This window comes from Novosphingobium sp. BL-S-21, assembly GCF_055521655.1.
The window spans coordinates 1,567,020-1,580,631 of sequence record NZ_CM145496.1 but is presented as its reverse complement, the minus strand read 5'-3'; the positions used below and the strand labels follow the sequence as shown (position 1 = coordinate 1,580,631).

The window sequence follows — 13,612 nt, the reverse complement described above, 5'->3', positions numbered from 1 at the left end:
GTCAGTCATGTTGGAGGCCGGTTGTTCGCGGCCCCGATGGGGACAGGTTCTGGGCTATGGCGCGCCGAAGGTCCAGCCCTCGGTCCTGGCCAGTTCCGGTGTGAGATCAAGGGGTTTCCACAGGTCTTCGCGCGGGGCCGCCGTGCGCAGCCAGGCCGCGGTGAGGAGGGCATCCGCGCTGTGATCGTCGATCGGGCCGGTTCCCCCTGTCGGCGGCGAACCCAGTGCCGCGAGCGCGGTATCGAGCGCGGCATGGTCGGTCATTTTCGCCCGCCCGGCAGAGCGGCCCGCCGCGACGGCGGCAAGCGTGGTGTAGATCTCGGTCACGACCGAGCCGGATACGGGGAGGGGATCGATCGGCCAGACCGGAACCGCGCCGCGCAGGCGGTGCAGCAGGCGCATGCCGGTGAGGCTGGACTTGCCGACTTGCGCGGCGCCCACGAGGTTGAAGTTGGAATAGGGTCTGCACCCGGCGCGGGCCTGCGCCTGTTCGGTCACGCGCAGGCGTCCGCGGCGGTGGCCCGCGCCGGGAAGGTGGAAACGCAGGCCTTCGCGGCCGCCATGACGCCGGAAGTAGGCACTGATTTCGGGATGGTCGACGAAGCTGGCCGCGGCCAGATCGGCGTCTTCGGCGCAGATCCTATCGATCAGTGCCCAGAGCGCGCGGGCGTCCTGGGGACTGGCCGGCCAATCGGGGAAGAAAGCCCCGGCATCGGCGAAAGGCAGCGAGATGCCGAGGTCCAGCCCCACCAGCGTGTCCTGCGGCAAGTCGTCCCGCAGCAGGTGCAACACCGCCTCACGCGACCAGTGGCGATGATCCGCAGGGTGCAACAGCCGCGGCGCGCCCTCCAGTCCGCAGAGGGCGACGGCGATGCCCTTCTGGCGCGGGCCGAGGGCGCCAGACCAGTCGATGGCCATGAAGTGCCGGAAACGGGCCGGGGCGCCGGACAAGTGACGGGGCAAGGCCTAGACCCGTTCGTTCATCAGCTCTGCCCCTGCCGCTCGGCCCGCTTGCGGTCCCACCATTCGAGGCGCTTGCGAATCTCGCGTTCGAAGCCGCGCTCGACCGGCTCGTAGAAGCGTTGCGGCTCCATGTCCTCGGGCCAGTAGTCGTCGCCGGAGAAGCCGTCCGGCGCATTGTGGTCGTAGGCGTAGTCCTTGCCGTAGCCGATGTCCTTCATCAGCTTGGTCGGCGCATTGAGGATATTGGCCGGCGGCATCAGCGAACCGGTCTCGCGCGCCGAGCGGGCCGCGGCCTTCCAGGCCGCATAGGCGGCATTCGATTTCGGCGCGGTGGCGACGTAGAGGCAGGCCTGCGCGATCGCCAGTTCGCCTTCGGGCGAGCCGAGGAACTCATAAGCCTGCTTGGCCGCCAGGCATTGCGCGAGGGCCTGCGGATCCGCCAGGCCGATGTCCTCGCTGGCCATGCGGACGAGGCGGCGCAGCAGGAACAGCGGCTCCTCGCCCGCGGTCATCATGCGTGCCAGATAGTAGAGCGCGGCCTGAGGGTCCGATCCGCGCACCGCCTTGTGAAGCGCCGAAATCAGGTTGTAGTGCCCGTCGCGGTCCTTGTCGTAGACGGCCACGCGCCGCTGCAGGAACTGGCCGAGCCCGGCCGGGTCGAGCGGCTCCGGGATCTGCGCGGCGTAGAGTGTCTCGGCCTGGTTGAGCAGGAAACGCCCGTCGCCGTCGGCAGAGGCGACCAGGGCCGCGCGGGCGTCGTCATCGAGGGGCAGCGGGCCTTCCAGCGCCTCGGCCTTGCCGAGCAGCGTGTTCAGCGCCTCTGCGCCGAGGCGGTGCAGGATCAGCACCTGGGCGCGGCTGAGCAGGGCGGCGTTGAGCGCGAAGCTGGGATTCTCCGTCGTCGCGCCGACCAGGGTGACGGTGCCGCGCTCCACGAAGGGCAGGAAGCCGTCCTGCTGGGCGCGGTTGAACCGGTGGATCTCGTCCACGAACAACAAGGTCCGCTGGCCGGCGCGGGCGGCCAGGTCGGCCTCGGCGAAAGCCTTCTTGAGGTCGGCCACGCCCGAAAACACCGCCGAGACCGCCGTGAAGCGCATGCCCACCGCATCGGCCAGCAGCCGCGCGGTGCTGGTCTTGCCCGTGCCGGGGGGACCCCAGAGGATCATCGAGGAAAGCCGCCCCGCCGCCACCATGCGGCCGATCGGGCCTTCCGGCCCGGTGAGGTGCTCTTGTCCGACCACGTCCTCCAGCGTGCGCGGGCGGAGGCGATCGGCAAGCGGGGCATCCTCCCGCGGGGTGTCGGGCGTGGGGGACGGGGGAAGGTCGTCGGCAAAAAGGTCGGCCATGGGACCTATCTAGCCATTGTCCCGCAGAATTGCATCGTCTGGCCGAGGCGCGTATCCTTGCCGGCTTGAAGCAGGCAGGGAGGCACAGCGATGATCGGAACCTTGCGCGTCAGGGCCCCGCGCCACCTGTGGATCGTCGGCGTGCTGGCGCTGGTGTGGAACGCCTTCGGTTGCACCGATTTTTCCATGACGGTGACGCGCAATCCGGCATGGATGGCGCCGCTTTCCCCCGAGATGATCGACTGGCTGGACGCTGCGCCGAGCTGGACCGTGGCGACCTGGGCGCTGGGGGTCTGGGGCGGACTGGCGGGATCGCTGCTGCTGCTCCTGCGTTCGCGCTGGGCGGTGGCGGCGTTCACGATTTCACTGCTGGGGCTGGCGGTGAACCAGATCTATCCCTTCGTCTCCCGGACGCCCGCCATGCTGACCAGCCCCGCCAGCATCGGCATTACCCTGGCGATCTGGGCGATCGCGGTGTTCCTGCTCTGGTACGCGATCCGGCTGCGCCGGATCGGCGTGCTGCGCTGATAGGGCGAGCGGAAAGAGGCTGAGCGGAAAGAGGCTGGCCGGGGACGCGCTCAGCGGCGCAGGCGCTGGCGCACGAGGCGCAAGTAGGTATCGGCCACGTCCTGGTTGATGCGGTCCCAGCTGAAATCGAGCGCCCGGTTTTCGCCTGCCAGGCCGTTGCTGGCGCGCAGGGCCGGGTCTTCGATATAGGCTTTCAGCGCTTCGGCGAACTGGTGGATGGCGCCCGGCGGGATCAGCCTGCCCGAGACATGGTCGTCGACCAGGCTCTGGCTGCCGGTGGCCGCGGCCGCCACCACCGGGAGGCGGCATGCCATGGCCTCCAGCGTGACATTGCCGAACGTCTCGGTGACGGAGGGGTTGAACAGCACGTCCATGCTCGCAACCGCGCGGGCGAGGCCCTCGCCTTGCTGGAAGCCGACGAAGGCCGCCTGCGGCAGGCGGGCCTGGAACCATTCGCGCGCCGGACCCTCGCCCACGACGAGGACCCGGTGAGCGACATTGCGGCGGCGCAGGTCGTCCAGCGTGTCGGAGAAGACGTCGAGGCCCTTTTCCATGACCAGGCGGCCCAGGAAGCCGACGACCACTTCATGGTCCGCGATTCCCTGTGCGCGGCGCCAGGCCAGATCCCGGCGTTCGGGATGGAAGATGTCGCGGTCGACGCCGCGCGACCAGATCGAGACGTCGTAGTTCATGCGCTGTTCGCGCAGGAGCTGGGCCATCGATTCCGAAGGGGCGACCAGGGCGTCGCAGCGGCGATAGAAGCGGCGCAGCATCGCTTCCACCACCGGTTCGCCCCAGGCCATGTTGTAATAGCGCAAGTAGGTTTCGAACCGGGTGTGGACCGAGGCGAGTACCGGCAGGTTGCGCGCACGCGCCCAGGACACGGCCTGATGGCCCACGGGGTCGGGCGAGGATACGTGGACGACATTCGGCGCGAAGGCCTTCAGGTCGCGCCGCGCCTTGAACGAGATGGCCAGCGGAACGCGGTATTCGGGGCGGTTGGGGATCGGCAGCGAATGAATGCCGATCAGGTCTCCGGTCGGCTCGAACGCGGGCTTCTTCACCACTGGCGCATAGACGCGCACCTGGGCGCCCTGGCGCAGCAGATAGCCGACGAGGCGGTTCAACGCCTGGTTGGCGCCGTCTCGGACATAGTTGTAGTTGCCCGAAAACAGGGCAATGCGCAGGTCGGCGGTTTCCATGGTGGGCAGCCCCATAGCGTTCCCCGCCGAGATTGGCGAGTGGGCTTCACAGATGCCGCGCCGTTCCTGAGGAAAACCGCTGCTTCGGCGCGCCGGATAAGCGCAGACGGCCGATAAACGGTCTTCTGCGCCGAAGGCAGGACGCCGCCGGACTGCGGTTCGGCAGTCCGGCGGCATCCCCTGGTGGATGGTCCCGTCTTCGGGGTCAGCCCTTAGCGACGCCAGTCACGGCGGTGATCATCGCGCCGGTGGTCGTCACGGCGGTAGTCGTCATGGCGGCGATCGCCGCGCCAGCCGTCACGGCCGCGGTCCCACCGGTTGCGGTCGTCGCGCCAGCCACGGCGGTCGTCGCGCCACGCGTGGCGGCCATCGCGCCAGCGGTCGCGGCCGCCCCAGCGCTCGCGGTAGTAGGGCGCATAGTACCGGTCGTAGTAGCGATCGCGGTAGTAGCGGTTCGGCGCGCCCTGGTAATAGTAGTAGTAACCGGGCCGGTCACGCACGGTGACGTAGCGGCGGGAGCCGTAATAGCCGCGATCGTAGTAGCGGCCGTCGTCGCGGTCTGCGAGCGCGGCGCCGAGCGCCAGGCCGATCACGCCTGCACCGATGGCGATGGCGGCATCGTTACCGCCCCGGTCGTAGTAGTCCCGCGCCATGGCAGGCGCGGATGCCGTAAGGGCCGATGCGGCCAGAGCCGTCGCCAGCCCCAGGGACTTCCAGTTCAGTTTCATCTTATCGCACTCCTATCCGGGCCAACCAAGTTACGGCGGAATCGGCGGGCATGTCGGACCCCGAGATTTCGCCCTGGCCAGTGAACTTCGCGTGAACTTGACGTCACATGCGACGAGCCGCGCGGCGCCGTCGCCATGATGCTGCCGCCGAAACAAGGACGCCCGGCCGTAGGGGTGGCCGGGCGTCTCGGTTTCCCGATTTCCCGGGGCGGAGAGGGGTTTATCCGCGAGGCCCCGATCGTCGGGGGCTTTCAGCGATCAGTAGCCGCGGCGGTAGTCGCCGCGATCGTGGTCGTAGCCGCGGCGATAGTCGCCGCGCTGGTAACGGTCGTAGTCGTCGCGGCTGTGGCGGCCGCCATTGCCGTCCCAGTACCAGCCGTCGCGGTACTGCCAGTTGCTGCTATAGGCCGGACCGTAAGAGTAGCCGCTGTTGTAGTAGCGATCGTCGTTGCGATAGCGGTCGTTGTTGCTGCTGGAAGCGATGATCGCGCCCAAGGCCACGCCGATCACGCCGGCGCCGATGGCGACTGCGGCGGTATTGTCGTTGTGGCGATAGTGGTCGCGGGCCATGGCCGGCGTTGCCGTGGCGAAGGCGGTGGCAGCGAGGGCAGTGGCAAGCGTGGCGTTGCGGAAGAATGTCATTGTACGAAACTCCTTGCTGGGCAGGGGCTCCGGTGGGGCCGGGGTCTCGTCCCTTGTTGAGTTTCTTCTACGCCTGCCTGGCTGAACCGCATCGAAGCGACATCGGCAGATTCCGTTCAGGTTTGTACGACTTTGTATGAATCGATCGGAACGCCCGGGCGCCTTCTGCTCGGCCCATCGGAAAGCGCTCCTCACTTCATCGCAGAAAAGGAAACAAAAACGGCAGCTTGGACTTCGGGGAGGGCCAAGTACGAAATTTGACAGGGAAATTACCAAATGAACACTGCCCGCCTCCTCTCGTCGGCGATCGGCCTCGCGGTCGCCGTCGCGGCCTTCCCGGCCATGGCGCAGGACAGCGATGCTCCCATCGCCACCGACACCCCCGCCCGCGACAGCCACTTCGACGGCCCCTATGTTCAGGCCTTCGGCGGCCTGTCCACCCGCGGCAACGATGGCGGCGACAGCCTGCGCTTCGATACGGACGGAGACGGCCGCTACGACAACACCGTGAACACCGCAGCCGGCGCCAATGCCTTCAGCCCCGGCTTCTGCAACGGCCGCGCCCTGGGCGCCACGCCGGACGGTGGCTGCCGCAGCGACAAGGACGGCGCCGAATACGGCGTGCGCTTCGGCTACGACAAGCGCATGGGCAACAACTTCGTGCTCGGCGGCCTCGTCGAAGGCGTGAAGAGCGACGCCAAGGACGCGACCTCGGGCTACAGCACCACGCCTGCCAGCTACACGATCCAGCGCAAGCTGGACTACGGCCTCTCGGCCCGCGTCCGTGCCGGCTATACCCCGGGCGGCGGCGCGCTGTTCTATGTGACCGGCGGCGGCGGCGTGGCCAAGCTGGACCACAGCTTCCTCACCACCAACACCGCCAATTCCTTCGATCCCCAGCGCAACAACAAGCTGGTCTGGGGCTGGCAGGCCGGCGGCGGCGGCGAGATCATGGTGGCCCGCAACGTCAGCCTCGGCCTCGAGTATCTCTACAACCGCTACAACGACAACAAGTACAACGTGGAAGTCGGACCCGGCACCGCACCGGCGACCAACCCGTTCCTGATCGATTCGGGTTCGACCAACATCAAGGGTTCGAACAAGGACTTCTCGTATCACTCGCTGCGCGCGACGGTGGGCTTCCAGTTCTGACCGCGCATCCTTGAGATTGCCCGAGATTGGGAGAGGGCCGGCACAAGGCCCCACATAGAGAAAGGGCGGCAACCGCGAGGTTGCCGCCCTTTCCATGTTCGTCTCAAGAGAGCCTGAACTGCGGCGCCGAAGCGCCGAGGGATCAGGAATCCTTCTTGCGGCTCTGCTTCTTGCGCTCGTTCGGGTCGAGGAAGGCCTTGCGCAGACGGATCGACTGCGGGGTCACTTCGACCATTTCGTCGTCGTCGATGTAGGCGATCGCCTGCTCCAGCGTCATCACGCGGGGCGGGGTGAGGCGAATGGCGTCGTCCTTGCCGGTCGAACGGAAGTTCGTCAGCTGCTTCGACTTCATCGGGTTCACTTCGAGATCGTCGGGCTTGGCGTTTTCGCCGATGATCATGCCCTCGTAGATCTTTTCCTGCGGCTTCACGAACAGGATGCCGCGATCTTCAAGGCTGTTCAGCGCGTAGCCGACGGCTTCACCGGTGCCGTTCGAGATCAGCACGCCGTTCTGGCGGCCTTCGATCGGACCCTTGTGGCTGTCGTACTTCTCGAACAGGCGGTTCATGATGCCGGTGCCGCGGGTGTCCGAAAGGAACTCGCCGTGGTAGCCGATCAGGCCGCGCGACGGGGCCGAGAAGGTGATGCGGGTCTTGCCGGCGCCCGAAGGACGCATGTCGGTAAGCTCGGCCTTGCGGCGCTGCATCTTCTCCACGACGGTGCCCGAGAACTCGTCGTCCACGTCGATCACGACGGTTTCGTACGGTTCGGTGCGGCCACCGTTTTCATCCTTGCCGAACAGCACGCGCGGGCGGCTGATGCCCAGCTCGAAGCCTTCGCGGCGCATCGTTTCGATCACGACGCCCAGCTGAAGTTCGCCGCGACCGGCGACTTCGAAGCTGTCGCGGTCGGCCGATTCGGTGACGCGGATGGCCACGTTGGTTTCCGCTTCGCGCATCAGGCGGTCGCGGATCATGCGGCTGGTCACCTTGTCGCCTTCACGGCCCGCGAGCGGCGAGTCGTTGACGGCAAAGCGCATTGCCAGGGTCGGCGGATCGATCGGCTGGGCCTGGATCGCCTCGGTGACCGAAGGATCGGCGATGGTGTTCGACACGGTGGCCTTTTCGAGGCCGGCCAGCGCGATGATGTCACCGGCGCGGGCTTCTTCCACGGGCACGCGGTCGAGGCCGCGGAACGACAGCACCTTGGTGGCGCGGCCGACTTCGATGACCTTGCCGTCCATGTCGATGGCGCGGATCGGGTCGTTGACCTTCAGCTTGCCGGACTGGACGCGGCCGGTGAGGACGCGGCCCATGAAGTTGTCACGGTCGAGCAGGGTGGCGAGGAACGAGAACGGCGCGTCCTGGTCGAGGTCGGGCGCGGGAACGTGCTCGACGATCTTTTCGAACAGCGGCGTCAGGTCGCCTTCGCGGGCGTCCGGATCGTAGCCGGCGTAGCCGTTACGGCCCGAAGCGTAGAGGGTCGGGAAGTCGAGCTGCTCGTCATTGGCGTCGAGGCTGACGAAGAGGTCGAACACTTCGTCCAGCACTTCGGCGTGACGGCCGTCGGGACGGTCGATCTTGTTGACGACCACGATCGGCTTCAGGCCGAGGCCCAGAGCCTTGCCGGTGACGAACTTGGTCTGCGGCATGGCGCCTTCAGAGCTGTCCACCAGCAGGACGACGCCGTCGACCATCGAGAGGATGCGTTCGACTTCGGCGCCGAAGTCGGCGTGGCCGGGGGTGTCGACGATGTTGATGCGGTAGCCGTTCCACTCGATCGAAGTCGGCTTCGCGAGAATCGTGATCCCGCGCTCCTTTTCGAGGTCGTTCGAGTCCATGGCGCGCTCTTCGATGCGCTGGTTGTCGCGGAAGGTGCCGGACTGGCGGAAGAGCTGGTCGACAAGAGTGGTCTTGCCGTGGTCGACGTGCGCGATAATCGCGATATTGCGCAAGGGAAGCGGGGCGGACATGCAGTGCCTATCGGTTCGAGGAGTTGGCCAGCGGCGCATGCTGCACCGCAAAATTGGCGCGCCATTAGCCGATCTATGCAAATCCGGCAAGCGCGGAGCGGCCCTGCGCAATTGTTGCGCCTGTGTCACAATCGAACGGGAAGCGGAGGATCAGCCGCATGAGTGATTGTTTTGCCCGCTTTATCCTTTTAGGGTCGGCTTCGTAATCAGGGTGAGACGGTGACCGAAAAGAGCACCGCCGCCGGGAGAGGAATGCCGAAGGCTCCCCAAGCAAGGGCGGCTTCGCCAGACCGACGATAAAGAATCCAGCTGCGCCTCTACGGGCGCGGCGGCGCGTTACCGGCACACAGCCGGAGCGTGACAAGGCGAACCCGCGCGGCAGGGAGGAGACGCAAGGGAACGCAAACTCAGCCAGGGGCGCCGGGTCTTGCCCGAGCGCCCCTTTTCCTTTGGCGTTCCTTGACCGCAGCGGCTGTTCGCAGGGCCTGCCATGCGCGGCTTGCCGTCCCGAAGCGGGCGTCTATAGTGCAAGTCCTTGAACACGCTGTCGAACCTGAGGGGGAAAACATGTTCGAATACATGATCATGCCATTCAAGCGTTATGCCGACTTTTCGGGCCGTTCGCTTCGCATCGAATACTGGGGCTTCGCCTTGCTCAACTTCATCGTCTTCGCGGTGATCTTCGGCATCTCGATGGGGCTCGGCCTGTCCTTGGGCGCTTTCCAGCAGATCGAGCAGGGCGGCGATCCCTCGTTGCTGTTCGGCACCGGATTTTTCGTCCTGATCGGCCTGGCCGGTCTCTACAGCCTTGCGGTCTTCATTCCGAGCATCGCCGTTGCCGTGCGCCGATTCCACGACCGTGACATGAGCGGCTGGTGGTATCTCGGCTTCATCGTGCTGGGGCTGATTCCCTTTGTGGGCTGGATCGCGACCATCGCTTCTTTCGTAATCACCTGCCTGCCCGGCACGGCCGGTCCCAACCGTTTCGGCATGGATCCCCGCGATCCCACCGGCGCCGAAGTCTTCGCCTGAGGCGGCGCCGGTCGTCCGGCGCTAAAGCTCCCTCAGGGCCCGTGCCGGTTTCGCTCGCAACAGCGGCAGCGAGCCGGCCAGGGCGAAAGTCAGGATCACGACCAGGCCGGTGCCCAGCACCATCAGGATGCGCGGCCAGTCCGGCAGCCAGTCGAACTCGAAGAGCTTGACGATCACCGCCCAGGCCATGGCGCTGCCCGCGGCCAGCGCCACAAGGGCCAGCACGGCGGCGATCAGGCCGTATTCGGCAAGCTGGAGCAGCAGGAGCTGGCCCCGGCTCGCGCCCAGCACGCGCAGGATCACGTTGTCATAGGTCCGGCTGGCGCGCGCCGCGGCGATGGCGCCGAACAGCACGGCCAGCCCGGCCAGCACCGCCACCGAAGCGGCCGCGAGGATGGCCAGGGTCATCTGGTCCAGCAGTCCGCGCGCATCGCGCAGCAGGGTGCCGGTTTCGATCACCGAGCTGGACGGGAACGCACGGGCCAGCCGTGGCAGCAGCCCGCGCGTGGAATGGCCCGGCGGCACTTCGATCGTCGCGGCCAGGTTGTGCGGCGCCCCCGCCAGGGTGTTGGGCGAGAAGACCAGCACGAAATTGAAGCCCAGGGTGTCCCAGTCGATCCGGCGCAGTGCAGCCACCCGCGCGGTCCGCTCGACACCGAGCACGCCCACCGTCACATAGTCACCCACCTTCAGCCCCACGGTCTGGGCGAATTTCTCGTCGAGCGACACCAGCGGCTCGCCGCGGTGGATCTCGGGCCACCACCGGCCGGACGTGACGGTGCTGCCTTCAGGCACGCCGACCGAATAGGTCAGGCCCCGCTCGCCCTTCAGCGCCCAGGCGTCCTCGGGGATCTCCTTCAGGTCGGACACGCGCGTCATGTGGTCCCGGGGGCCATAGGCGAGGATGCGGCCGCGCAAGTTTGGAACCATTTTCACAACCGCGCCGGGAACCTGCTGCGCGACGATGTCCTGGAATGCTCCGGCTTTGTCCTTGGGCACGTCGAGCACGAAGAAGTCTGGCGCGCGGGCGGGCACGGTCTTGCGGATATTGGCGTCGAGGCTGGTCTGGACGGCGGCGATCAGCACGAAAGCGGAGAGGCCGAAGCCGAGGGCCGTCACCAGGGCGCCGGTCTGGGCGCCGGGGCGATAGAGGTTGGCGAGGCCGGCGCGCAGCATCGGGTCGCGCGGCCTGGGCAGGTGCGCGGCGGCCCGGCGAATGCCCAGGCCGATCAGTGCGAGCAGGCCGAGCATGAGCGCGGCGCCGCCGAGGAAGCCCAGCGTCACCAGCGGCTGCGCGGCATTGAGCAGGGCGAGGGCGACGATGGCGGCGAGTCCCAGTCCGACGGGTAGCAACCAGGTCCGGCGCGGGGCCATGAGCGGCGAGACTTGCGCGCGCATCAGCGCCATGGCGGGGAAGCTGCGTGCACGGGCCAGCGGCGGCGCGGCGAAGACGAGCGCGACCAGCAGGCCGTAGCCTGTCGCTGTCAGCAGGGCCGCAGGAGAGACGGTGAAGCCCGTGTCGACAGGCAGGAGCGCGCCGAGCGAGCGCGCCAGCAGCGGGGTTACCAGCACGCCTGCCAGCAGTCCGGCCAGGCTGCCGACCAGCGCCGCCGCGCCGACTTGCAGGAGGTAGATGCGGGCAATGTCGCGGCTCGTCGCGCCCAGCACCTTGAGGGTGGCGATCGAGGCGCGCCGCGCTTCGAGATAGGATGACACGCCGCCGCCGATGCCGATCCCGGCGATGACGAGCGCGGCCAGACCGACAAGCGCGAGGAACTGGCCCATGCGGCTGACGAAACGCTGGGTGGAGGGCGAAGCGGCCTTGCGGGTGCGGGTGTCGAAGGCATCGTCGCCGAAACGCTTCTTCAGTGCATCGACCACGGCGTCCGGGTCGCGCATCGCATCCGCGAACCGGACGCGCGTGGCGCTGCGGTACATGGCGCCGGGGTCGGTTAGCCCGGCGCGCGAGGGCAGGTCGAGCGCGGAGATCGCGGTGTCGCCCAGCGCGAAGCCTTCCGAAAGCTTCTCCGGGTCGCTGGCGATCACGCCGCCCACCCGCTGCTCCACGCCGCCGATCGAGACGCTGTCGCCCCGGCTTACGCCCAGGCGCGCGGCGGTTCCTTCCGAAAGCCAGACCGATCCGGCAGGCGGTGCGCCGACCTTGCGGCCGTCCTGGAGTTCTAGCCGCCCATAGAGCGGCCATTTTGCGTCGACGGCCTTCAGCGCGACCGGGGCCGTGAGATCGCCCTTGCGGGCTATGGCCTGAAGGCGAAAGCCCGGCGAGACCTGGCCGTAGCGGGAAAGCGCATTCAGTTCCTTGTCCGAAAGGCTGCGCTGCCAGGTCTTCAACTCGATATCGCCGCCCAGCACTTCGCGGCCGCGCGTCGTCAGTTCGCGCTCGATCGAGCCGGTGAGAGTGCCGATCGCCGCGATCGCGCCAACTCCCAGGAACAGGCAGACGAGCAGCAGCCGCAGGCCCTTGAACCGCGCCGAAAGGTCGCGGCGGGCGAGGGTCCAGGCGGTGCGCCAGGGCAGCGTCGGCGCGGAGGCGGGGTCAGGCAAGACCAGCGCTCGCGCCTTGCGCCCGGAACCGGTCGCTGGCGATCCGGCCGTCCGCCAGCGTCACCACGCGTTCGCAATGGTCGGCAAGGCTTTCATCATGAGTGATGATGAGCAGGGTGGCGCCCGCTTCCGCGCGGCGGGCGAAGAGCAGGTCGACGATGGTGGCGCCGGTGGCAGCGTCGAGATTGCCGGTCGGCTCATCCGCGAAGACGAGCGAAGGGCGCGGCGCCAGCGCGCGGGCAATGGCCACGCGCTGCTGCTCGCCGCCGGAAAGCTGGGCCGGATAGTGTGACAGGCGGTGCCCCAGCCCGACCGCGGCCAGTTCCGCCTCGGCGCGTTCGCGGGCATTGTCCATCCCGGCGAGTTCCAGCGGCGTCGCCACGTTTTCAAGCGCCGTCATCGTCGGCAGGAGATGGAAGGCCTGGAGCACGACACCAATCCGACCGCGCCGGGCGCGGGCGAGGGCGTCCTCGTCCATGGCCGAAAAGTCCTGCCCCGCCACGCTCAGCGAACCGCTGCTGGCACGCTCCAGCCCGGAGAGCACCGACATCAGCGAAGACTTGCCCGAACCGGACGGGCCAAGCAGCGCCAGGGTCTGTCCTTGGGGCACGGAAAGGTCGATGCCCTTCAGGATTTCGACGGCGCTGTCGCCGCTGCCAAGGGTCAGGCGCAGGTCCTGCGCAAGAATTGAGGGGGCGGGGGGCTGGGAAGGATTGCTCACCGGTCCCATATGGGTGGGCAAAGCCCCGTAGTTCAAGGAGAAAGCCTTGCGCGTTCACGCGAAAGCCCTGCTCGTCCCTTCGCTCTTGCTGCCATTCCTGCTCGGCGCCTGCGACAAGGCCGCGCCGCCCGCGCCTGACCGGACGCAGAGCGCCGTCGATGCGCCGCCGCCGATTCCGGCCATGGGCCCGGAGCGGCCGATCCTCGCCTTCGGGGATTCGCTGCTGGCAGGCTATGGCCTGGACGACGGCGAAAGCTACCCGGACCGGCTGGAACAGGCGCTGCGCGTGCGGGGCGTCAACGCGAAGATCGCCAATGCCGGGGTCTCCGGCGATACCACCGCGGCGGGACTGGAACGGCTGAACTTCACGCTGGAAAGCCAGTCTCCCAAGCCGGAACTGGCCATCGTCAGCCTGGGCGGCAACGACATGCTGCGCTCGCTGCCCCCGGCGGAGACGCGCAGGAACCTCGAGGAAATCCTGAAGCGCCTGAAGGGCGACAATATCCGCGTGGTGCTGCTTGGCATGATGGCGGCGCCCAATCTGGGCAAGGACTATGCCGCGACCTTCAACCCGATCTATCCGCAACTCGCGCAGAAATACGGGGCGACGCTGGTGCCGTTCTTTCTCCAGCCGGTGATCGACAAGCCGGACCTGATGCAGAAGGACCACGTCCATCCCACTGCGCTGGGCATCGATGCCATCGTCAGCGCGACGGTGGACGACGTGGTGGATGCCTTGCCGAAGCAGGGCGGCTGACGATACC

12 protein-coding genes are annotated in these 13,612 nt (G+C 67.6%); 4 read left to right on the top strand and 8 right to left on the bottom strand.

Features of this window, described 5'->3' with window-relative positions; all coding sequences use genetic code 11:
- Positions 1-54: 54 nt before the first annotated feature.
- Complete coding sequence (locus ACZ1J6_RS15885) at positions 55-918, bottom strand: hypothetical protein (RefSeq protein ID WP_465128255.1); 864 nt, start codon at positions 916-918, stop codon at positions 55-57.
- Between the two features lie 65 nt (positions 919-983).
- Positions 984-2,309 (bottom strand): replication-associated recombination protein A, encoded by a 1,326-nt coding sequence (locus tag ACZ1J6_RS15880; protein ID WP_465127481.1) that lies wholly within the window; start codon positions 2,307-2,309, stop codon positions 984-986.
- 90 nt (positions 2,310-2,399) lie between these two features.
- Between ACZ1J6_RS15880 and ACZ1J6_RS15875 the strand changes: the two genes are divergently transcribed.
- The gene (locus ACZ1J6_RS15875) at positions 2,400-2,837 is read left to right on the top strand and encodes a hypothetical protein (protein WP_431567304.1); all 438 of its coding nucleotides are present in this window, start codon (positions 2,400-2,402) and stop codon (positions 2,835-2,837) included.
- A 50-nt stretch (positions 2,838-2,887) separates the two neighbouring features.
- Here the strand turns inward: ACZ1J6_RS15875 and ACZ1J6_RS15870 are convergent, their stop codons facing one another.
- The 3 genes from ACZ1J6_RS15870 to ACZ1J6_RS15860 form a co-directional block, all read right to left on the bottom strand.
- Positions 2,888-4,039, bottom strand: coding sequence for a glycosyltransferase family 4 protein (locus ACZ1J6_RS15870; protein WP_132264966.1), 1,152 nt, complete (start codon positions 4,037-4,039; stop codon positions 2,888-2,890).
- 212 nt (positions 4,040-4,251) lie between these two features.
- Complete coding sequence (locus ACZ1J6_RS15865) at positions 4,252-4,767, bottom strand: hypothetical protein (RefSeq protein ID WP_134095210.1); 516 nt, start codon at positions 4,765-4,767, stop codon at positions 4,252-4,254.
- Between the two features lie 258 nt (positions 4,768-5,025).
- Complete coding sequence (locus ACZ1J6_RS15860) at positions 5,026-5,409, bottom strand: hypothetical protein (RefSeq protein WP_132264970.1); 384 nt, start codon at positions 5,407-5,409, stop codon at positions 5,026-5,028.
- Positions 5,410-5,685: 276 nt separating this feature from the next.
- Here ACZ1J6_RS15860 and ACZ1J6_RS15855 point away from each other — a divergent pair, with 276 nt between their 5' ends.
- Positions 5,686-6,561: an outer membrane protein gene (locus tag ACZ1J6_RS15855; RefSeq protein ID WP_132264972.1), complete on the top strand. Its 876-nt coding sequence runs from the start codon at positions 5,686-5,688 to the stop codon at positions 6,559-6,561.
- A gap of 142 nt (positions 6,562-6,703) precedes the next feature.
- On the opposite strand, the gene typA is transcribed toward ACZ1J6_RS15855, so the two are convergent.
- The gene (gene typA, locus ACZ1J6_RS15850) at positions 6,704-8,533 is read right to left on the bottom strand and encodes a translational GTPase TypA (protein ID WP_132264974.1); all 1,830 of its coding nucleotides are present in this window, start codon (positions 8,531-8,533) and stop codon (positions 6,704-6,706) included.
- 567 nt (positions 8,534-9,100) lie between these two features.
- Between typA and ACZ1J6_RS15845 the strand changes: the two genes are divergently transcribed.
- Positions 9,101-9,565 carry a DUF805 domain-containing protein gene (locus ACZ1J6_RS15845; RefSeq protein ID WP_314464818.1) on the top strand — a complete coding sequence of 155 codons (465 nt, stop codon included), beginning with the start codon at positions 9,101-9,103 and terminating at the stop codon, positions 9,563-9,565.
- A 21-nt stretch (positions 9,566-9,586) separates the two neighbouring features.
- On the opposite strand, the gene ACZ1J6_RS15840 is transcribed toward ACZ1J6_RS15845, so the two are convergent.
- Together ACZ1J6_RS15840 and ACZ1J6_RS15835 are read right to left on the bottom strand one after the other, a co-directional pair.
- The gene (locus ACZ1J6_RS15840) at positions 9,587-12,127 is read right to left on the bottom strand and encodes an ABC transporter permease (protein WP_465127480.1); all 2,541 of its coding nucleotides are present in this window, start codon (positions 12,125-12,127) and stop codon (positions 9,587-9,589) included.
- The gene (locus tag ACZ1J6_RS15835) at positions 12,120-12,857 is read right to left on the bottom strand and encodes an ABC transporter ATP-binding protein (RefSeq protein ID WP_465128254.1); all 738 of its coding nucleotides are present in this window, start codon (positions 12,855-12,857) and stop codon (positions 12,120-12,122) included. Before ACZ1J6_RS15835 ends, ACZ1J6_RS15840 begins: the two co-directional genes overlap by 8 nt.
- A 37-nt stretch (positions 12,858-12,894) precedes the next feature.
- On the opposite strand from ACZ1J6_RS15835, the gene ACZ1J6_RS15830 reads away from it, so the two are divergent.
- The gene (locus ACZ1J6_RS15830) at positions 12,895-13,605 is read left to right on the top strand and encodes an arylesterase (protein ID WP_208324896.1); all 711 of its coding nucleotides are present in this window, start codon (positions 12,895-12,897) and stop codon (positions 13,603-13,605) included.
- The last annotated feature ends 7 nt before the right edge of the window (positions 13,606-13,612 follow it).